This window comes from Traorella sp. mt218, from assembly GCF_055420025.1.
This window is the reverse complement of sequence record NZ_JBVAYM010000003.1, coordinates 89246-106139: the sequence shown is the minus strand read 5'-3', so window position 1 is coordinate 106139 and position 16894 is coordinate 89246. Positions and strand designations below refer to the sequence as shown.

At 40.1% G+C, this 16894-nt stretch carries 19 protein-coding genes; 18 read left to right on the top strand and 1 reads right to left on the bottom strand.

Annotated elements, in window-relative coordinates:
• Positions 1 to 7 precede the first annotated feature (7 nt).
• The 12 genes from rplO (at position 8) to ACZYT3_RS02545 (ending at position 8615) form a co-directional block, all read left to right on the top strand.
• Positions 8 to 448, top strand: a complete 441-nt coding sequence (rplO, locus tag ACZYT3_RS02600; RefSeq protein WP_294561950.1) for a 50S ribosomal protein L15 — start codon at positions 8 to 10, stop codon at positions 446 to 448.
• The gene (secY, locus tag ACZYT3_RS02595; RefSeq protein ID WP_294561949.1) at positions 448 to 1740 is read left to right on the top strand and encodes a preprotein translocase subunit SecY; all 1293 of its coding nucleotides are present in this window, start codon (positions 448 to 450) and stop codon (positions 1738 to 1740) included. The genes rplO and secY overlap by 1 nt, the downstream gene beginning before the upstream one ends.
• Before the next feature lie 20 nt (positions 1741 to 1760).
• Positions 1761 to 2405, top strand: coding sequence for an adenylate kinase (locus ACZYT3_RS02590; RefSeq protein ID WP_464087585.1), 645 nt, complete (start codon positions 1761 to 1763; stop codon positions 2403 to 2405).
• Entirely contained in the window at positions 2406 to 3179 is a 774-nt protein-coding gene (map, locus tag ACZYT3_RS02585) for a type I methionyl aminopeptidase (RefSeq protein WP_294561947.1), read from the top strand.
• Positions 3172 to 3390, top strand: a complete 219-nt coding sequence (infA, locus tag ACZYT3_RS02580; RefSeq protein WP_071441992.1) for a translation initiation factor IF-1 — start codon at positions 3172 to 3174, stop codon at positions 3388 to 3390. The genes map and infA overlap by 8 nt, the downstream gene beginning before the upstream one ends.
• A gap of 23 nt (positions 3391 to 3413) precedes the next feature.
• Complete coding sequence (gene rpmJ, locus ACZYT3_RS02575; protein WP_022936356.1) at positions 3414 to 3527, top strand: 50S ribosomal protein L36; 114 nt, start codon at positions 3414 to 3416, stop codon at positions 3525 to 3527.
• An 18-nt stretch (positions 3528 to 3545) separates the two neighbouring features.
• Positions 3546 to 3911, top strand: coding sequence for a 30S ribosomal protein S13 (rpsM, locus tag ACZYT3_RS02570; protein ID WP_071441993.1), 366 nt, complete (start codon positions 3546 to 3548; stop codon positions 3909 to 3911).
• Between the two features lie 19 nt (positions 3912 to 3930).
• Positions 3931 to 4329 (top strand): 30S ribosomal protein S11, encoded by a 399-nt coding sequence (rpsK, locus tag ACZYT3_RS02565; protein WP_071441994.1) that lies wholly within the window; start codon positions 3931 to 3933, stop codon positions 4327 to 4329.
• Positions 4330 to 4359: 30 nt separating this feature from the next.
• A complete protein-coding gene (locus tag ACZYT3_RS02560; RefSeq protein WP_294561946.1) occupies positions 4360 to 5319 on the top strand; it encodes a DNA-directed RNA polymerase subunit alpha in 960 nt (319 codons plus the stop codon).
• Positions 5320 to 5341: 22 nt separating this feature from the next.
• Entirely contained in the window at positions 5342 to 5707 is a 366-nt protein-coding gene (gene rplQ, locus ACZYT3_RS02555) for a 50S ribosomal protein L17 (protein ID WP_464087584.1), read from the top strand.
• Between the two features lie 121 nt (positions 5708 to 5828).
• Entirely contained in the window at positions 5829 to 8135 is a 2307-nt protein-coding gene (locus ACZYT3_RS02550) for an HAD-IC family P-type ATPase (RefSeq protein ID WP_464087583.1), read from the top strand.
• A 57-nt stretch (positions 8136 to 8192) separates the two neighbouring features.
• Complete coding sequence (locus ACZYT3_RS02545) at positions 8193 to 8615, top strand: hypothetical protein (RefSeq protein ID WP_464087582.1); 423 nt, start codon at positions 8193 to 8195, stop codon at positions 8613 to 8615.
• Between the two features lie 41 nt (positions 8616 to 8656).
• Here the strand turns inward: ACZYT3_RS02545 and ACZYT3_RS02540 are convergent, their stop codons facing one another.
• A complete protein-coding gene (locus ACZYT3_RS02540; RefSeq protein ID WP_464087630.1) occupies positions 8657 to 8935 on the bottom strand; it encodes an IS1/IS1595 family N-terminal zinc-binding domain-containing protein in 279 nt (92 codons plus the stop codon).
• Between the two features lie 339 nt (positions 8936 to 9274).
• On the opposite strand from ACZYT3_RS02540, the gene ACZYT3_RS02535 reads away from it, so the two are divergent.
• The 6 genes from ACZYT3_RS02535 (at position 9275) to ACZYT3_RS02510 (ending at position 16889) form a co-directional block, all read left to right on the top strand.
• Positions 9275 to 9922 carry a helix-turn-helix transcriptional regulator gene (locus ACZYT3_RS02535; RefSeq protein WP_464087581.1) on the top strand — a complete coding sequence of 216 codons (648 nt, stop codon included), beginning with the start codon at positions 9275 to 9277 and terminating at the stop codon, positions 9920 to 9922.
• 36 nt (positions 9923 to 9958) lie between these two features.
• A complete protein-coding gene (locus ACZYT3_RS02530; RefSeq protein ID WP_464087580.1) occupies positions 9959 to 10558 on the top strand; it encodes an O-methyltransferase in 600 nt (199 codons plus the stop codon).
• A gap of 20 nt (positions 10559 to 10578) precedes the next feature.
• Positions 10579 to 11130 (top strand): ribonuclease E inhibitor RraB, encoded by a 552-nt coding sequence (locus ACZYT3_RS02525; protein WP_464087579.1) that lies wholly within the window; start codon positions 10579 to 10581, stop codon positions 11128 to 11130.
• Positions 11090 to 13732, top strand: coding sequence for an NYN domain-containing protein (locus ACZYT3_RS02520; protein ID WP_464087578.1), 2643 nt, complete (start codon positions 11090 to 11092; stop codon positions 13730 to 13732). Before ACZYT3_RS02525 ends, ACZYT3_RS02520 begins: the two co-directional genes overlap by 41 nt.
• Before the next feature lie 14 nt (positions 13733 to 13746).
• Positions 13747 to 14796, top strand: coding sequence for a helix-turn-helix transcriptional regulator (locus ACZYT3_RS02515; protein WP_464087577.1), 1050 nt, complete (start codon positions 13747 to 13749; stop codon positions 14794 to 14796).
• 146 nt (positions 14797 to 14942) lie between these two features.
• A complete protein-coding gene (locus tag ACZYT3_RS02510; RefSeq protein ID WP_464087576.1) occupies positions 14943 to 16889 on the top strand; it encodes an FAD-dependent oxidoreductase in 1947 nt (648 codons plus the stop codon).
• Positions 16890 to 16894 lie beyond the last annotated feature (5 nt).

Here is a 16894-nt window from a genome sequence, read left to right as displayed (position 1 = left end):
ATACAACATGAAATTAAATGAAATGAGTTATACGGACGGAGCAAGACGCGCCAGAAAAAGAATCGGACGTGGTCATGGTTCCGGAAATGGTAAAACTGCTGGTAAAGGTAATAAAGGACAGAATGCTCGTAGCGGCGGTGGTGTTCGTTTAGGCTTCGAAGGTGGTCAGACACCATTGGCAAGACGTTTACCAAAGCGTGGTTTTACGAATTTCAACCGTAAAGAATATGCAATTGTAAATGTTGAAAGTTTAAATGTCTTTGAAGATGGAACAGTTGTCACTGTAGATATGCTGAAGGAAGCTGGCTTAGTTAAGAAGGAGCTTGACGGTGTCAAGATACTTGGACAGGGTGAACTTACCAAGAAGCTGACAGTGCAGGCCAACAAGTTCTCAGCTGCTGCTACTGCAGTGATTGAACAGGCAGGCGGAAAAGCAGAGGTTCTATAATGTTCTCTACTGCTATCAGTGTCTTTAAGAATAAAGAGATTCGTAAAAGAATTCTCTTTACGCTATTGATGCTGTTCATCTTCAGATTTGGTGCAAGCATTCCGGTACCCGGTGTTGATTCGACAGCACTGATTGCCGGAATGGGTGATAATTCACTTTTGGGATTGATGAATTTGCTCGGTGGTGGTAATTTCGAGAGATTTTCCGTCTTTGCGATGGGAGTCGGACCATATATTACTGCTTCCATTATAATCCAGATCCTTTCAATGGATGTTATTCCGGCATTAAGTGAATTATCTAAGCAGGGACAGATCGGACGTAAAAAAATTGATCGTTATACGCGTTATTTAGGTGTCGCTCTGTGTCTGTTCCAGTCTTTGACCATGACGTATGCCTTTGACAAGTCATACGGTATTCTTGAAGATAATGCTGTTTCTACGTTCCTGTTTGTATCGATCGTATTGACGGCCGGAACGATGTTTCTGTTATGGCTGGGCGATCAGATCAGTGCAAAGGGAATCGGAAACGGTGTATCGATGATTATTTTTGCAGGAATTGTATCTAACTTCCCGGCACAGTTTACATCTGCCTATAATGCGCTATGTACAGGTGAAAGTGCACCTGCCAATGGAAGTGTGTTATTTGGATTATACTGTTTGACATTCGTTATCATCATCGTATTTGTTACGTTGATGAATACTGCAAATCGTCGTATTCCGATTCAATATACATCGAGTGGTGCGATCAAGGCAAAAACGAATGAGCTGACATATCTGCCATTGAAGATCAATTCCGCAAGTGTTATGCCAGTCATCTTTGCTAGCTCAGTGATGGTGGCTCCGGTAACGATTGCAAGCTTTTTCCCTTCGAATGGCTTTACAAGATGGTTAACGAATGTCTTGAATTTTAGTTCATGGCATGGTTTAATATTGTATGTAGTTTTGATTATCCTGTTTACGTTCTTCTATACAAATCTGCAGGTAGATCCTGAAAAGATTTCGGAGAACCTCAGCAAGAGCTCAACATACATTCCGGGTATTCGTCCGGGAAACGATACGAAAAATTATGTATCGAAAGTATTAAATAGAATCACTGTTGTCGGTTCGATCGCGCTTGCATTTATTGCGATACTGCCTTATGCAATACCGCTTGTAATGCCGGCTCTGTCAAATACGAATGTAGGACTGGGCGGTACCGGTGTGATCATCGTTGTCGGTGTTGCGATTGAAACTGTGAAGTCTTTGACTAGTCAGGTAACACAGAAAACATATAAGGGATTCTTGACACATTAAATAGAAAGGGGTTGTGCTGTATGAACTTATTGATTATGGGAGGACCTGGTGCCGGAAAGGGTACGATGTCTGAAAAAATACTTGATAAGTTTAATATTTTACATATTTCTACCGGGGACATATTTCGCGCTGAAATTGCACAACAAACAAAATTGGGTCTGTTAGCGAAAAGCTATATTGATAAAGGATTGCTTGTACCAGATGATGTAACGAACTCAATGGTGAAAAGCTTCCTTGAAAAGAGCGATCATAGTAAGGGATATCTGCTTGACGGATATCCTAGAACTATTGATCAGGCTCGTGCTTTTAATGAGCTGGTAGCCGGAAGCGATCTGGAAATCGATAAAGTATTATTTATGGATATTCCTTTCGATGTTCTGGCTCAGCGTATTACAGGCCGCCGCATATGTAAGAAATGCGGTGCGATTTATCACATTACAAACAAGCCAAGTCAAAAAGAAGGGGTTTGTGATGTATGTGGTGGAGATCTGTATCAACGCAAGGACGATACGCTTGAAAGCTTACGTGTTCGTGTTGATGAGTATTCAAAGCTGACTCAGCCTGTTCTTGATTATTATGCAGATAAAGGGCTGGTTACGACGATCAATGCGAATCAAAGTATTGAAGATGTGTGGTCAGATGTCCAAAAAGCCTTGGAGGATTAAATGATTACGACCAAATCACCTAGAGAAATTGAGTATATGCGCGAGGCCGGCCGCATTGTTGCGCTGGCACATAAGGCGCTGCAGCCTTATCTGGCAGCGGGGATAACGACAAAGCAGATTGAACAGATCTGTGAACAGGAGATCTTGAAGCATGACGCAACTCCTTCTTTTAAGGGTTTGTATGGTTTCAAGGGTGCCGTATGTACTTCAGTTAACTCGACTCTCGTTCATGGTATTCCAAGTAATACGAAACTACGAAATGGTGATATAATCTCGGTAGATATTGGTGCCTGCTACCATGGCTATCACGGTGATAGTGCATGGACATATGCCATCGGTGACGTTGATGAAAAAACATTGGATCTTATGAAGGTGACACATGATGCGCTATTTGTCGGATTAAGCTATGCGAAAGCAGGGAACCATTTAAGTGACATCTCTCATGCAATTGGAGAATATGTCATTGCTCATGGTTACTCAATACCTAGTGATTATACTGGTCATGGGATCGGTACGCAGGTACATGAAGATCCCACTGTTCCCAATTTTGGCCCAGCTGGTCGTGGCGTCATCTTAAAGGAAGGCATGACGATTGCCGTTGAACCAATGGTACATGCAGGTAAACCTCAAACGAGGATCCTTAAAGATGGGTGGAGCGTTGTTTCAAAGGATGGAAGCAATACTGCACACTATGAACATACCATTGTGATAACGAAAGATGGGTATGAAATTCTTACAACATTAAACAAGGAGGAACTTCAAAAGAATGGGTAAACAAGACGTAATTGAGATTGAAGGAGTAGTCGTAGATACTCTTCCAAACGCAATGTTCAAGGTGAAATTGAAAAACGGTCACGAAATACTGGCTCACGTTTCTGGTAAAATCCGTATGCATTACATTCGCATTTTACCAGGGGATCGTGTTACTGTTGAAATTTCGCCGTATGATTTAACACGTGGGCGTATAACATTCCGACACAAGTAAGTCGGAAAGAGGAGGAAACACGCATGAAAGTAAGACCATCTGTCAAACCAATATGCGATAAGTGCCGCATCATCAAACGTAAAGGTCGTGTGATGGTTATTTGTGAAAATCCTAAGCACAAACAAAGACAAGGTTAAAATGGAGGAAAAAACAATATGGCTCGTATTGCAGGTGTAGATATTCCACGTGACAAACGTGTTGTAATATCATTAACTTATGTTTATGGTATCGGTGTACCAACATCGAAGAAAATTTTAAAGGAATGTGGTATTTCTGAGGATATCCGTGTCAAAGATCTGACAGAAGCTCAGGAAAACGCAATCCGTGCAAAAGTAGACGAAATCAAAACTGAAGGTGATTTACGTCGTGAAGTTCAGTTAAACATCAAACGTTTAATGGAAATCGGCTGTTACAGAGGCATCCGTCACAGAAAAGGATTGCCGGTAAGAGGACAGCGTACAAAGACAAACGCGCATACACGTAAAGGTCCAGCTCGTGCTATTGCGGGTAAGAAGAAATAGGACTTAGGAGGTAGAAACTATGGCAAAGATTAAAAAAGCCGCTGGTGCTCGTAAACGTCGTGTGAGAAAAAATGTTGCCCGTGGGGTAGCTCATATTCATTCAACTTTCAACAATACGATCGTAACGATCACTGACGAAGCAGGTAATGCGATTGCTTGGTCAAGCGCAGGTGCGTTAGGTTATAAAGGTTCTCGTAAGTCTACTCCTTTTGCTGCTCAGCAGGCTGGAGAAGCAGCAGGAAAAGCTGCCGTTGATAACGGTATGAAAACAGTAGCAGTTAACGTAAAAGGTCCGGGACCGGGACGTGAAGCAGCTGTTAGAGCATTACAGGTTGCAGGATTAGAAATTACATTAATTAACGATGTAACTCCAATTCCACACAACGGATGTCGTCCACCAAAACGGCCACGTGGTTAATTTTAAACTTTTAATTGAGGAGGTATCGTAATGCAAAAATTCGAACGTGCACATTTTGAAGTAAAAGAGTTTGTTGACTCAGAGAATTATGGAAAATTCGTGATTGAACCATTAGAAAGAGGTTTCGGCCAGACTATTGGGAATGCACTAAGACGGGTTTTGATCTCCTCTTTACCGGGAGCTGCCGTATTTTCAATTAAAGTTGACGGAATTTATCACGAGTTCACATCGATTCCCGGTGTAAAGGAAGATGTGACAGCTATTATTTTAAGCATCAAGACTCTCATTATGGAAATTGCTGATGATGAAGTATATACTCTGCGTATTTCAAAAAAGGGTCCCGGTGTTGTAACGGCGGGCGATATTATCTGTCCGGAAGGCGTTAAGGTTTTAAATAAGGATTTAGTAATCTGTCATTTGGAAGAAGATGGCGTTTTAGAAATGGAGCTTCAGGCTCATAATGGACGTGGTTACGTCAATGCTGAGCTGAATAAACAAATGTATCAGACACAGAATCAGCCTTTAGGAACGATTTATACGGACTCTATTTATACACCGATCGAAAGAGTATCTTATTCAGTTGAACCAACACGCGTTGGTCAGAATGCTAAGTTTGATAAAATTATTTTTGAGGTTTGGACAAATGGATCGATCACACCTCAGGAATCAATTGCATTGGGTGCTAAAATACTAATTGACCACTTAGAGTTACTTACAAATGTACACGAAGCTGTGAATGACTATGAATCAGTCATGAAGGAAGATAAGGGTGATCCTGTTAATAAGGGTCTTGTGATGATGATCGAAGACCTTGACTTATCTGTCCGCAGCTACAACTGTCTGAAACGTGCCGGTATTCAGACGGTAGAAGAACTGACTCAGAAAACTGAGGATGAAATGATGAGAGTCAGAAACTTAGGTAAGAAATCATTAAAAGAAGTAAAAGAAAAAATCTATGACTTAGGTTTGACTTTTAAGAGTTTTGAATAGGTGTTAAGGGAGGATAAAAATTATGTGGAATCGTAGATTTGGACGTACTGCAGACCACCGTAAGGCAATGCTGAGAAACATGGCTACGAGCGTAATTGCACATGGATCAATCGAAACAACAGAAATGAAAGCGAAGGATCTTCGCAGTGTTGTGGATGAACTGATCACTCTTGCAAAGCGCGGCGATCTTCATGCACGCCGTCAGGCTGCCAGCTTTATCCGCGATATTGTCGTTGATGAAAAGACTGGTACAACTGCTCTGCAGAAATTATTCAATGAAATCGGTCCTAAATATAAAGATCGCAATGGAGGATATACAACGGTTATCAAAACAGGAAACCGTCGTGGTGACTGTGCTCCAATGGCAATCTTAAAATTAGTTGACTAATCAGGTGGAGGAAACTTCACCTTTTATTATATAAAACTTACAGTTTTGTATTATTCGGCGAGGCTTCTCGCTTTTTATTTTGGTGTATGCTAAAATAATCGCGTATAGGTGGTTGATGTATATGAAAGAAACTGATATCAGAACAGGATTAAATCAAGAAGAAATAGATGAGCGTGTTGCTAAGGGACTCGTTAATATATGTGATCAGGATACAACGAAATCATATAAACAGATCTTCAAGGATAATTTATTAACTTTGTTTAATTTGATCAATGTCATTCTGGCCGGACTTATCATGTTTACGGGGTCATATCGTAATCTGTTGTTTCTCGGTGTCGTTCTCTCAAATATCGTTATCGGAACGTTTCAGGAAATCAGGACAAAACGTGTATTGGATAAAATATCACTGATTCATTCTATGAAGGCCTTATGCTTGCGAAATGGCAAAGAAGAGATGATATCAATTGAAGATATCGTTGTCGATGATATCTTAAAATTAAAAATGGGTAATCAGATCATCAGCGACAGCATCGTAAGAGAAGGCTCTCTTGAGGTAGATGAATCCTTGTTGACAGGTGAGAGCCGGACAGTTATCAAAAATGAAGGTGACTTTTTATATTCCGGAAGCTTTGTAACAGGTGGCAATGCATGGGTACAGGTCGTTCATGTCGGCAATGACAATTATGCGGCCAAGATGACCAAAGATGCTAAGAAATATTCTAAATATCCTTCCGAACTCCGGGATATGCTGAATAAGATCATCAAATATATCGGTATTGCGATCATACCGCTGGGTATCATCCTCTTTTCCAAACAATATTTCATTTTACATGGTACCTTAAAGGACAGTATCTTAAATACCAGTGCCGCTTTGATCGGGATGATTCCGGAAGGATTGGTGATCCTGACAAGTATTGCCTTAGCGGTGGGAGTCATCAATCTGGCACGACATCATACACTTGTTCAGGAGCTTTACTGCATTGAAACGCTGGCTCGTGTCGATGTGCTTTGTTTGGATAAAACAGGTACGATCACTGAGGGAAAGATGATCGTTGACAGCTATCATTCAAATGATAAGCAATTTGAATCAATCATGAAAAACATGACGTATGATCTTGAGGATGCGAATGCGACCATTGAGGCGATCCGTGAACGTTTTTCACCTGAGAAAAGTTTTGATTGTATTAAAACGATCCCATTTAATTCGTCTAAAAAGTATAGCGGCGTCATTTATCAAGATGCTGTCTATATCATGGGTGCTTATTCATTTATGATGAGCCATCCTGATAAAATCCAATTGGAAAAAATTGAAAAGGCCAGTGCAGAAGGTTTCCGTGTCATCAGTGTAGCAAAGACGACTCCACAAGATAAAGAGCTGAAAGATTTACAGTGGATCGGAGATATTTATCTTCTTGATAAGATACGTGAAGATGCAAGAGAAACACTCGATTATTTTAAAAAGCAGGATGTAGATATCAAGATCATCAGCGGCGATCATCCATTGACCGTCAGTCAGATTGCCCGGCGCGTTCATCTTGAACATTATGATTCTTATGTAGATGCATCACAATTAAACGATGATGAAATGGAAGCAGCTGCCAGCAAATATCATATTTTCGGCAGGGTCACTCCTAAACAAAAAAGAGCGTTGATTGCTGCTTTAAAAAAACAGGGACATTGTGTAGGCATGAGTGGTGATGGTGTCAATGATGTATTGGCCTTTAAAGAAGCCGATGTCAGCATTGCCATGGCCAGCGGCAGTGACGTGGCAAAATCAAGTGCTAATCTCGTACTGTTAGATTCCAATTTCGATGCATTGCCGGAAGTTTTATATGAAGGACGAAGAGTGATCAATAACATTCAGCGTGTGGCGACACTCTTTCTGACAAAGACGATCTTTTCTATTCTTTTAGCCTTTATAACGATCCTGCTGCCATTTGAATATCCGTTTGTACCGATTCATCTGACCTTTGTATCTTCACTGACTATTGGTATGCCGGCATTTTTCATGGCAATCGAACCCAATCGTAATCGTGTCGAAAAGAAATTCTTAGAAAATGTCATCAAGGTGTCCTTGCCAGCTGCTGTGAGCGTCATCTTATGTATTATCTATATCTATACGATTGCGGTAATGCAAGGCTTTAATTCTGAGGTAATCACCCAGTTGTCTGTCATTACGATTGCCATAAATGGCTGTATCGTATTGACGAAGGTTTCACATCCATTCACCTTATTAAGAAAGATCATTTTAGTCGTAGTATATATAGGTATTGCCGGAGGGTTATTCTTAGCGCATGATCTTATCAGCATGCTTCCGATACGTTCTGCTTCTATCTTGTTCGATGTGTGTGTGATCGTATTGATCTTGCTTGCAGGTTCAACATTTGGAAGCAGGATTGTGGAAAAGCTATACAATCGAAAACAGTGATTCTTTTGTCATTAAAAAAAGCATTTTTTCTGATACAATAAAATTGGAGGAAGGCTTATGAATCACAAATATAAACCGGCGGATGAATTGTTGAAAAAAAGACAAGGTGTTTTATTTCAAAAAAGAAAGAGAAAAAGAAGAATTATATTCAGTACTGTCTTAATTGGGATTTTGTTGCTTATTTCTTTTATGAAATTAGAATCTGACCGAGAAAGACAGGAACGAAATGGTACCTATGTTTCATCTGAAGATCCCTATTATAAAGTTGTTGTAGAAGATAATGATATTACGGTTTATAAACAAGATGAATTATATTTAAAAGGAAGTTATCAAAAACAATCTAATAAGTATATGATTCTTGATGAAAATGGTACAGCATATCAGGATTATTATTTTAAATATACAGGTGAAACGATGATGCTTTATGTCAGAGAGAATGATATATATATGATTGTTTATATCCTTAATAAGGAAAAGTGAATCAGATATTTTTCTTATGATATAATATATTCATGGATAAGCTAAATGAAGAAATGGAACAATATGCACTTGAATAGGGTATTCCTATCATGCAGAAAGAAGGCCTTGTTTTCTCTTTTCTTGCTGTATCTCGGCATATTATGAGGCTGTTCCACTTGCCGGTAACTTTTTTTCATCCTAGACCGGGGAAAGGCAGTGATAAAAAGATTCGTTTTGCTGGAAAAAGAAGCGTGGCAGTGGTTACAGAAATATCTCTGTACATGATTTTCATCATGTCCATTCTTTTTGAAATGAATGGAACCGCAGACAGGACAGCACATATTTTCATTGACGAACGTTATTTTATCGCTAAGCAGAAGAGGTTGAAGATATTCGATCATTGACTTGACCTCATTTTTATTCAATTTGAAAGCGAATTGTTGGATTTCATTTTTTGTACTCATATAGTTACCTCTTTCTTGATATCTATATAATGAAACAAATTCAACATCGTTTATGTTAAAAAAAAGCGAAATAAAATTAGTTTTTGAATATAACTAAAGAAGAGAAGTCGTAATGGCTTCTTTTTCTTATGATGCAACACAGATGTGACAAAAATAAACATAAAGGAGATGGCTTTCTGATATAAAACAAGTAAAATAAAGTTAGGAGGACCACTTATGAATATTGGAAATAATATTAAAAAGCTCAGAAATGCAAATCATTATTCACAAGAAGAGCTTGCACAGAAATGTAATGTATCAAGACAGACAATATCAAGATGGGAAAGTAATGAGGTTTTGCCGGATACAAATAATTTGATCATTCTAGCGAAATTGTTTAATGTTACCTTGGATGAAATCGTATTTGGCGTAACAGAACAGAAAAAGAGTGAGAATAAGAGTATCATAGGAAAGGCTTGTATCATAATATTGCTGGCAGCTTCTCTTGTTTTAAATATCATTCTTTTTGTCCAAAGACATGAAGGAACAAATGATCCGTCATTGAATCTGTTGCAGGGTGAATATATCTATCAGCCTAAGGATCAGAATTATCATTTCATCTTAAATGTTCATGATAATGATATCGACTTTGATGTTTATTTACATGACAGGTGGTCAGAAGCATGGTCATGGAAAGGCAGCATTGACAAGAAATTAAATATACAAGACCTCTATGTATATGAAGTAGAATTGAAGGATGACAGTCATAGTATAGACAACGCAACAATAACTATGACCTATGATGCTGATAAAGATGAAATCACATGTAGTTTTCCGGAACAATTAAGTTTAGGTATTCGAGCCTTCACAATGATTAGAAAATAAATGTACCTCTTGATTTGAGTATGATATAATACATTCATGGATAAACTAATTGAAGAAATGGAACGTTACGCTCGTGAATATGATATCCCCATCATGCAGAAGGAAGGCCTTGTTTTCTTTCAAAAACTGATTGTTGAGAATCATATCAAAAGCATCTTAGAAATTGGCAGTGCCATTGGTTACAGTGCCATTCAGCTGGCCCGTCTTGATCCCGGGATTCATATCGTCACGATCGAAAGAGATGATGAACGATATGCAAAGGCAGTAGAAAATATTGATAAAAGCGGTTTGAAAAATCAGATTGAATTGATTCATGGTGATGCCTTGGAAGTAGATATTGACGGATCTTTTGATTGTATTTTTATTGATGCCGCCAAAGCACAGTATATTCGTTTTTTTGAAAAATACGAAAAGCTGTTGAAGGAGGATGGGATAATCGTCAGTGATAATCTTTCTTTTCATGGTTATGTCGAACATCCGGAAAGAAAGATGTCACGCAGCTTACGAGGTCTTGTAAGAAAGATAAAAAACTATATCGTTTATCTTGAAAATCATGAGAAATATGACACTTTGTTCATAAATGAAGGCGATGGGCTCGCAATTAGTAGAAAAAAGAAAACAAACATGGTAGAATAGGGAAAAGGAATGGTGATATTATGAAAAAAACATTGACAGCTATCGTAGTATTAGGTGCAATTGCGGGTGCAGTTGCCTATAAATTGAAAAAAGAAAACGAAGAAAAAAAATATCTGGATCATGAACTGGATATGCTTGCAGGCGAAGATGAAGCTGAGGATGAGGAAGAAGGAAATGTTGAATGCGGCTGTGATGTCGAAGAAGATGCTCAGCCTCAAACCAATGAGAATCCGATGACTGATGAGATCAATCAGGAGCTGAAAGCCCAGTTGGAACAGAAGAGCGATTCGGTCATTTCTCAATTAGCTGAGGAAGATGATCATTTAGAAGAAGAACGGCCGATCCAGCATTTTGTTGATTTTACGAATGAAGAGGATATGGAAGCATTTAAGAATGCTGTCATTGAAAAGGGTTATGTCGTGACACGTGGTGAAAATCCTTTGCAGTTAAGCGTGCTGCATATTGCACCAATCAGCCGCAGTGAATTATTGGTGAATGTTTATTATCTTGCAAATCAGGCTATTAAGCATCATGGTACTTATCAAGGCTGGCAGTCAAGGAAAGTATTATAAAGAGTTTGAAAAAACTCTTTTTTCTTTTCTTATTCAATATTATAATGTACATATGAATCATCAGGTCATAGGAATTTTGGCTCATGTAGATGCAGGTAAGACAACATTGTCGGAAAGTCTTCTTTATCTGACTGGAGCTATACGAAAAAAAGGAAGAGTGGATCATCAGGATGCTTTTTTGGATTATGATCCGCAAGAAAGAGATCGTGGTATTACGATTTTTTCAAAGCAGGCTCGTTTTTCTTGGAAAAATACCCGTTTTACCTTAATTGATACACCCGGTCATGTTGATTTTTCCAGTGAAATGGAAAGGAGCTTATCTGTATTGGATGCTGCTATCTTAGTGATCAATGGGTGTGACGGGGTACAGAGTCATACAGAAACGATCTGGCGTCTTTTGATGCATTATCAGATACCGGTATTTATTTTTGTCAATAAGATGGATATCAGTTATCTGACAAAAGAAAAGCTGATGGAAGATCTGCATCGCTTAGATATGAGGATCGCAGATGTGACTTTATCAATGGAGGAAGCTGTTGAACAGATGGCTACCAGCAGTGATGAAATGCTTCAGAAATATATGGCACATGAAATCGATGATACGGACATTCAACAGGAAATCGTGTCGTTACATCTTTTTGGCTGTGTATTTGGAAGTGCCTTAAAAGGGGATCAGGTGGAACGCCTTTTAGATATCTTAGATGCTTATACGATAAAAAAGACATATCCGAGACAGTTTGGTGCCCGTGTATTTAAGATCACGCATGAGGATCATAAAAAATGGGTACATATGAAAATTACCGGCGGCAGCCTAAAGGTCAAAGAAAAGATCAATGATGAAAAGGCAGATCAGATTCGTCTTTATTCGGGAGATCGTTTTGAAAGCGTACAAAGTGTCGATGCAGGTGAGATCTGTGCTGTCAGTGGTTTAAATTCACTCCAGATCTATGATTCCCTGGGTTATGAAAAAACATCACATGCTCCTCTTTTGACCAGTTATATGAAATATCGTCTTTTATTGCCAAAAGCATGTGATGTCGTAGGAATGGTCAGAAATTTAAAGATGCTAAGTGAAGAGGATCCGCAATTGATGGTGAGCTATGATGAAGAATCGAAGCAGATCTATCTTCAGGTCATGGGTGAGGTACAGATCGAAATTTTAAAGAATTTGATTTTTGAACGTTTTTCAGTACCGGTTGAATTTGATCAGGGAAGCGTGATCTTTAAAGAAACGATCACAGAAGCAGTCGAAGGCGTCGGACATTTTGAACCTTTGCGTCATTATGCGGAGGTACATTTGCTTTTAGAGCCTTTAAAAAGAGGTGAAGGACTTGTTTTTGAGAATCGGTGCAGTGAGGATGCGTTGGCAAAAAATTGGCAGCGATTGATCATGACCCATCTTGAGGAAAAGGTACATAGGGGAGTGTTGAGCGGTTCAGCCATTACGGATATGAAAATAACGCTGTTGACTGGAAAGGCTCATCCGAAGCATACTGAGGGCGGTGATTTCCGAGAAGCGACCTACCGTGCAGTCCGACAGGGGTTGAGAAGTACGACGTGTTTGCTTTTGGAACCTTATTATGCTTTCCGGTTAATGCTTCCTGCTAATGTTTTAAGCCGTGCCATTTTTGATATTGAAAAGATGCATGGTACGTTTCAAGTAGAAGATAATCAGGGAGAGATGAGCGTTTTAAGCGGGAAGGCTCCTGTAAGGCTCATGCATAATTATCAATTAGAGGTGTTGAATTATACCAAGGGTCGCGGAAAGCTGATTTGCAGTCTTGCAGGCTATGAGGAATGCGTGGATCAGGATGAAGTCGTTGCTTCTATTGGTTATGATTGTGACCGTGATACTGAAAATCCGTGTGGTTCTGTTTTCTGCCGCAATGGAGCCGGCTTTTTCGTACCTTCTGACAAGGTCGAGGAATATATGCATATTAAAAAGGTATTCCGCAGCGATGCGGATAAGTATCGTCCTTATCAGCCAAGAAAGGTAGATGAAGAGGAAGTCTTAAGAGTTTATGAGCGTACCTATGGAAAAGTTGAAACACGTCTGTATCGTCCTTCAAATAGAAGAGATGATGAAGAAAAGATCGATATAAAAAAAGAGGTGAAGAAGGCTTGCCTGTTAGTGGATGGGTATAATATCATTCATGCCTGGGAAGAGCTGGCTTTATTGGCGAAAGATAATCTGGATGCGGCTAGGAGTCGCTTGATCGATCTGTTGTCAAGTTATCAGGGATATCGTAAATGTCTGTTGATTTTGGTGTTTGATGCATATAAGGTAAAAGATAATATCGGCAGTATGACATATAATGGCAGCATTTATATCGTTTATACCAAAACAGCGCAGACTGCTGATGCCTATATTGAAAAAGCGACCCATGAAATGAGTCAGGATTATCTGGTTCAGGTAGCTACGAGTGATTCATTGGAACAGCTCATCATTTCAGGACAGAGGGCATTGCGTATATCGGCACGTGAATTTGAAAAGGAAGTGGCTTATGTTTGTGAAACAGGTCTGAAGGAATATGAGTCAAAGCAGGGAAGAAGCGGGCATCGTATGCTTGAAGGCTTGCGCAAGGTGAATGAAGAAGAATAGTGGAGGAATTGGATATGCAGAATATGGATTATTATTATGATTTTTCCGGTCAGAAATTCGGGTATCCCTTGAGCTTAAGCATCAATAGCTTTGAACGGGTCGTTTTTTCACGTATCCAAAGCCTTGAGATCTGTTATGTATTAAAAGGGAAGTATGAGGTCATTACCGAGCATTTTTCAGAATTGCTGCGGGAGCATGAATTGGCATTGATCGCTCCTGATGAGATTCATAAGATCTGTTGCCATGGGGAAGATGAGAATGTGGTCTTAACGATACATATTGATTTTTCAAAGCTTCCTTCATCGATGGCAGGACATAAAAACTCATTTCTTTCGATGATCTGTACAGAAAAGCGTCATAAAGACATGCTGGATGCTTTTAAAAGGTGTATGGGCCAGCTGATCGGATTGCTTCAGAAGAAGGATTATAATTTATTTGAATTGAATAAGCTGATGATGGAGCTGATGGCGATTGCTTCGGATTCCCGCAAGTATTCGATCGAACAATTACCGCTTTCCTCTCAGCATAATGAAAACTATATGAAGGCCATTCGCTATATCGATCATCACTATCAGGAGGATCTGCATTTGAAGGATCTTGCGAAAACCTTGAATTTCAGTACCTCTTATACCTCAAAGCTATTTAAAAAATATAATCAGATCCCTTTTGTCAAATATCTCTCTTATGTGCGTTTAAGAGCTTCGCTTGAGGCACTGCTTGAGGGAAAGCATACGATCGAAGAGATTGCCAGGGATTGCGGTATGCCGAATGCCAAGGCTTATACGATGGCTTTTAAAGAGATGTATGGTATTTTGCCAAGCAGCTATCGCAAGCAGTTCGTACGTAATAGGAAATATGATGAAGAACATCGTGACCAGGAAATGGCACTGGATAAAAAACAGCTTTCTTTATTGGCACATCTGATTCAAAAGGATACATATTTATATGAAGATGAGAGAATCGTATTGATGAAGCAGGCAGAGGGCTATACAATGATGATGAAAAAGCAGGCGGATCGGTTTGTTGTGGAAAAGGATCGTATTTGTCTGGCATTTGAAGAATAGAGGCGTTTGAATAAGACGTCTTTTTTTGTTCATATTTCGAAAATAAAGTAAGTATTCATGACAAAAAATGACCTTTACTATCAAGATATACTGGTGAAAAAATGCACAAAGTATGTTAGAATGAAATCGTAAAGGAGTTGATAGCGATGGATAAATATCCACATTTGTTTTCACCGATCAAAATAGGTGAAACAGTTGTGAAAAACCGAATCTTCATGCCACCTTTGTCAACAAATCTGGGAAATAAAGGATATGTGACAGATGAGCTGGTGGAGCATTATAAGGCTCGCGCGAAAGGCGGTGTCGGTCTGTTTGTGACGGAGGTCGTTACCGTTGAGCCTACTTATGTATATCTTCCGGGTGATATGTCGATTCATGATGATTCATTTATTGAAGGATGGAAGAAGCTGGTGGATGGCGTTCATGAATATGGTGCAAAGATTTTGCCTCAGTTATTTCATCCTGCTTACATGGCCTTTCCGATTCCGGGTACCCCGCAGCTGATCACACCGAGTCATGTAGGTCCATATTATGCGAAAGAAGCACCACGTCCTGTCACAAAGGAAGAGCTGAAGGTGATCATCCGTCAGTTTGGCGAAGCTGCTTATCGTGTGAAGCAGGCAGGCGGTGATGGTGTGGAAATTCATGCCGCTCATGCACACGGACTTTTGGGAGGCTTCCTCTCACCTTTGTATAATAAGCGTGTCGATGAGTATGGCGGAGATATCAACGGACGGCTGAGATTGACCTTGGAAGTGATTGATGAGGTACGTCGTAAGTGCGGTAAGGATTTTATCATTGATGTACGTATTTCAGGTGATGAATACAGTGACGGAGGTTTGAATATCAATGATATGATCTATGTGGCCAAGCAATTGGAAAAAGCAGGCGTTGATATGCTTCATGTGTCCGGAGGTACGACGATTGCCCGCGGAAGCTCCATACCTGCACCGGGAACGAAGATGGGTTCTCATGCCGCTTTATCAGCTGAGATCAAAAAGTATGTTTCCATTCCGGTGGCAACGGTAGGAAGAATTACAGAGCCTTGGATTGCGGAAGAGCTGATTGCCAATGGCAAGGCAGATGCCTGCATGATCGGACGTGCGAACTTATGCGATCCTGAATTTGCGAATAAGGCAAGAGAAGGAAGAGAGGATGATATCCGTCCATGCATCGGCTGTCTGCGCTGTCTGAATGGCATCATGTTCGGCAAGCGTGTTTCCTGTACGGTCAATCCTTCTTTTGAACTTGAAAACGAGGATACATTGACAACTGCCGAAGTGAAGAAGGATGTGTTGGTCATCGGCGGTGGTGCTGCCGGTATGGAAGCAGCCTATGTTGCCGCAAGAAGAGGTCATCATGTCGTTCTTTGTGAAGCAAATGAAGAGCTGGGCGGTGCATTGAAAGCAGCCTCGGTTCCGATTGGCAAACAGGATCTGACAAGGGTCGTTAAATTCATGAAGCGCCGTTTGGAACAGGAGCATGTTGACATTCGCTATAATACTGCTGTTGATGAAGATATGTTGACAAATGAATTTGCCGGTTATGAGGTCATTGCCTCTACGGGAGCCAAACCTGTCATCCTTGACAGCCTGACGGGCTTTAAACAGTGGATGAGTGCAGATGATATTCTGACAGGCAAAGCCTTCCCTGGAAGAAAGATCGTTGTTTTAGGTGGCGGCAGCGTTGGCTGTGAAACCGCAGATTATCTTGCACCGCTGGTCAATGATCTATATCCGCGAAATCGTGAGATCATCGTATTGGAAATGGCAAAGGGCATCATGATGAATGAAAGCGGACCGGGAAGAAGCCTTTTAGTCCAGCGTATGATGCGTAAAGGAGTCAAGATGATCTGTGAAGCGAAGGTAACAAAAGCGGAGGCTGATAAGATCTATTATGTCAAGGATGGTGTTGAGCATTGCATCAATGATGCGGATACGCTCGTCTTTGCGGTAGGTTACAAGTGTGATCCAAGCGTAGAAGAAATGTTGAAGAAAGCAAATGCCAGCTATCACCTTATTGGCGATGCCAATAAGGTCGGCAATATCAAAGATGCGATTTCTCAAGGATATGAAATCGCCAAGCAATTATAATAGGA

What these genes read in the sequence shown, in the direction of transcription:
- rplO (WP_294561950.1), top strand. Translation starts at nt 8, where the DNA reads ATGAAATTAAATGAAATGAGTTATACGGACGGAGCAAGACGCGCCAGA.
- secY (WP_294561949.1), top strand. Translation starts at nt 448, where the DNA reads ATGTTCTCTACTGCTATCAGTGTCTTTAAGAATAAAGAGATTCGTAAA.
- ACZYT3_RS02590 (WP_464087585.1), top strand. Translation starts at nt 1,761, where the DNA reads ATGAACTTATTGATTATGGGAGGACCTGGTGCCGGAAAGGGTACGATG.
- map (WP_294561947.1), top strand. Translation starts at nt 2,406, where the DNA reads ATGATTACGACCAAATCACCTAGAGAAATTGAGTATATGCGCGAGGCC.
- infA (WP_071441992.1), top strand. Translation starts at nt 3,172, where the DNA reads ATGGGTAAACAAGACGTAATTGAGATTGAAGGAGTAGTCGTAGATACT.
- rpmJ (WP_022936356.1), top strand. Translation starts at nt 3,414, where the DNA reads ATGAAAGTAAGACCATCTGTCAAACCAATATGCGATAAGTGCCGCATC.
- rpsM (WP_071441993.1), top strand. Translation starts at nt 3,546, where the DNA reads ATGGCTCGTATTGCAGGTGTAGATATTCCACGTGACAAACGTGTTGTA.
- rpsK (WP_071441994.1), top strand. Translation starts at nt 3,931, where the DNA reads ATGGCAAAGATTAAAAAAGCCGCTGGTGCTCGTAAACGTCGTGTGAGA.
- ACZYT3_RS02560 (WP_294561946.1), top strand. Translation starts at nt 4,360, where the DNA reads ATGCAAAAATTCGAACGTGCACATTTTGAAGTAAAAGAGTTTGTTGAC.
- rplQ (WP_464087584.1), top strand. Translation starts at nt 5,342, where the DNA reads ATGTGGAATCGTAGATTTGGACGTACTGCAGACCACCGTAAGGCAATG.
- ACZYT3_RS02550 (WP_464087583.1), top strand. Translation starts at nt 5,829, where the DNA reads ATGAAAGAAACTGATATCAGAACAGGATTAAATCAAGAAGAAATAGAT.
- ACZYT3_RS02545 (WP_464087582.1), top strand. Translation starts at nt 8,193, where the DNA reads ATGAATCACAAATATAAACCGGCGGATGAATTGTTGAAAAAAAGACAA.
- ACZYT3_RS02540 (WP_464087630.1), bottom strand. Translation starts at nt 8,935, where the DNA reads ATGTGCTGTCCTGTCTGCGGTTCCATTCATTTCAAAAAGAATGGACAT.
- ACZYT3_RS02535 (WP_464087581.1), top strand. Translation starts at nt 9,275, where the DNA reads ATGAATATTGGAAATAATATTAAAAAGCTCAGAAATGCAAATCATTAT.
- ACZYT3_RS02530 (WP_464087580.1), top strand. Translation starts at nt 9,959, where the DNA reads ATGGATAAACTAATTGAAGAAATGGAACGTTACGCTCGTGAATATGAT.
- ACZYT3_RS02525 (WP_464087579.1), top strand. Translation starts at nt 10,579, where the DNA reads ATGAAAAAAACATTGACAGCTATCGTAGTATTAGGTGCAATTGCGGGT.
- ACZYT3_RS02520 (WP_464087578.1), top strand. Translation starts at nt 11,090, where the DNA reads ATGGTACTTATCAAGGCTGGCAGTCAAGGAAAGTATTATAAAGAGTTT.
- ACZYT3_RS02515 (WP_464087577.1), top strand. Translation starts at nt 13,747, where the DNA reads ATGCAGAATATGGATTATTATTATGATTTTTCCGGTCAGAAATTCGGG.
- ACZYT3_RS02510 (WP_464087576.1), top strand. Translation starts at nt 14,943, where the DNA reads ATGGATAAATATCCACATTTGTTTTCACCGATCAAAATAGGTGAAACA.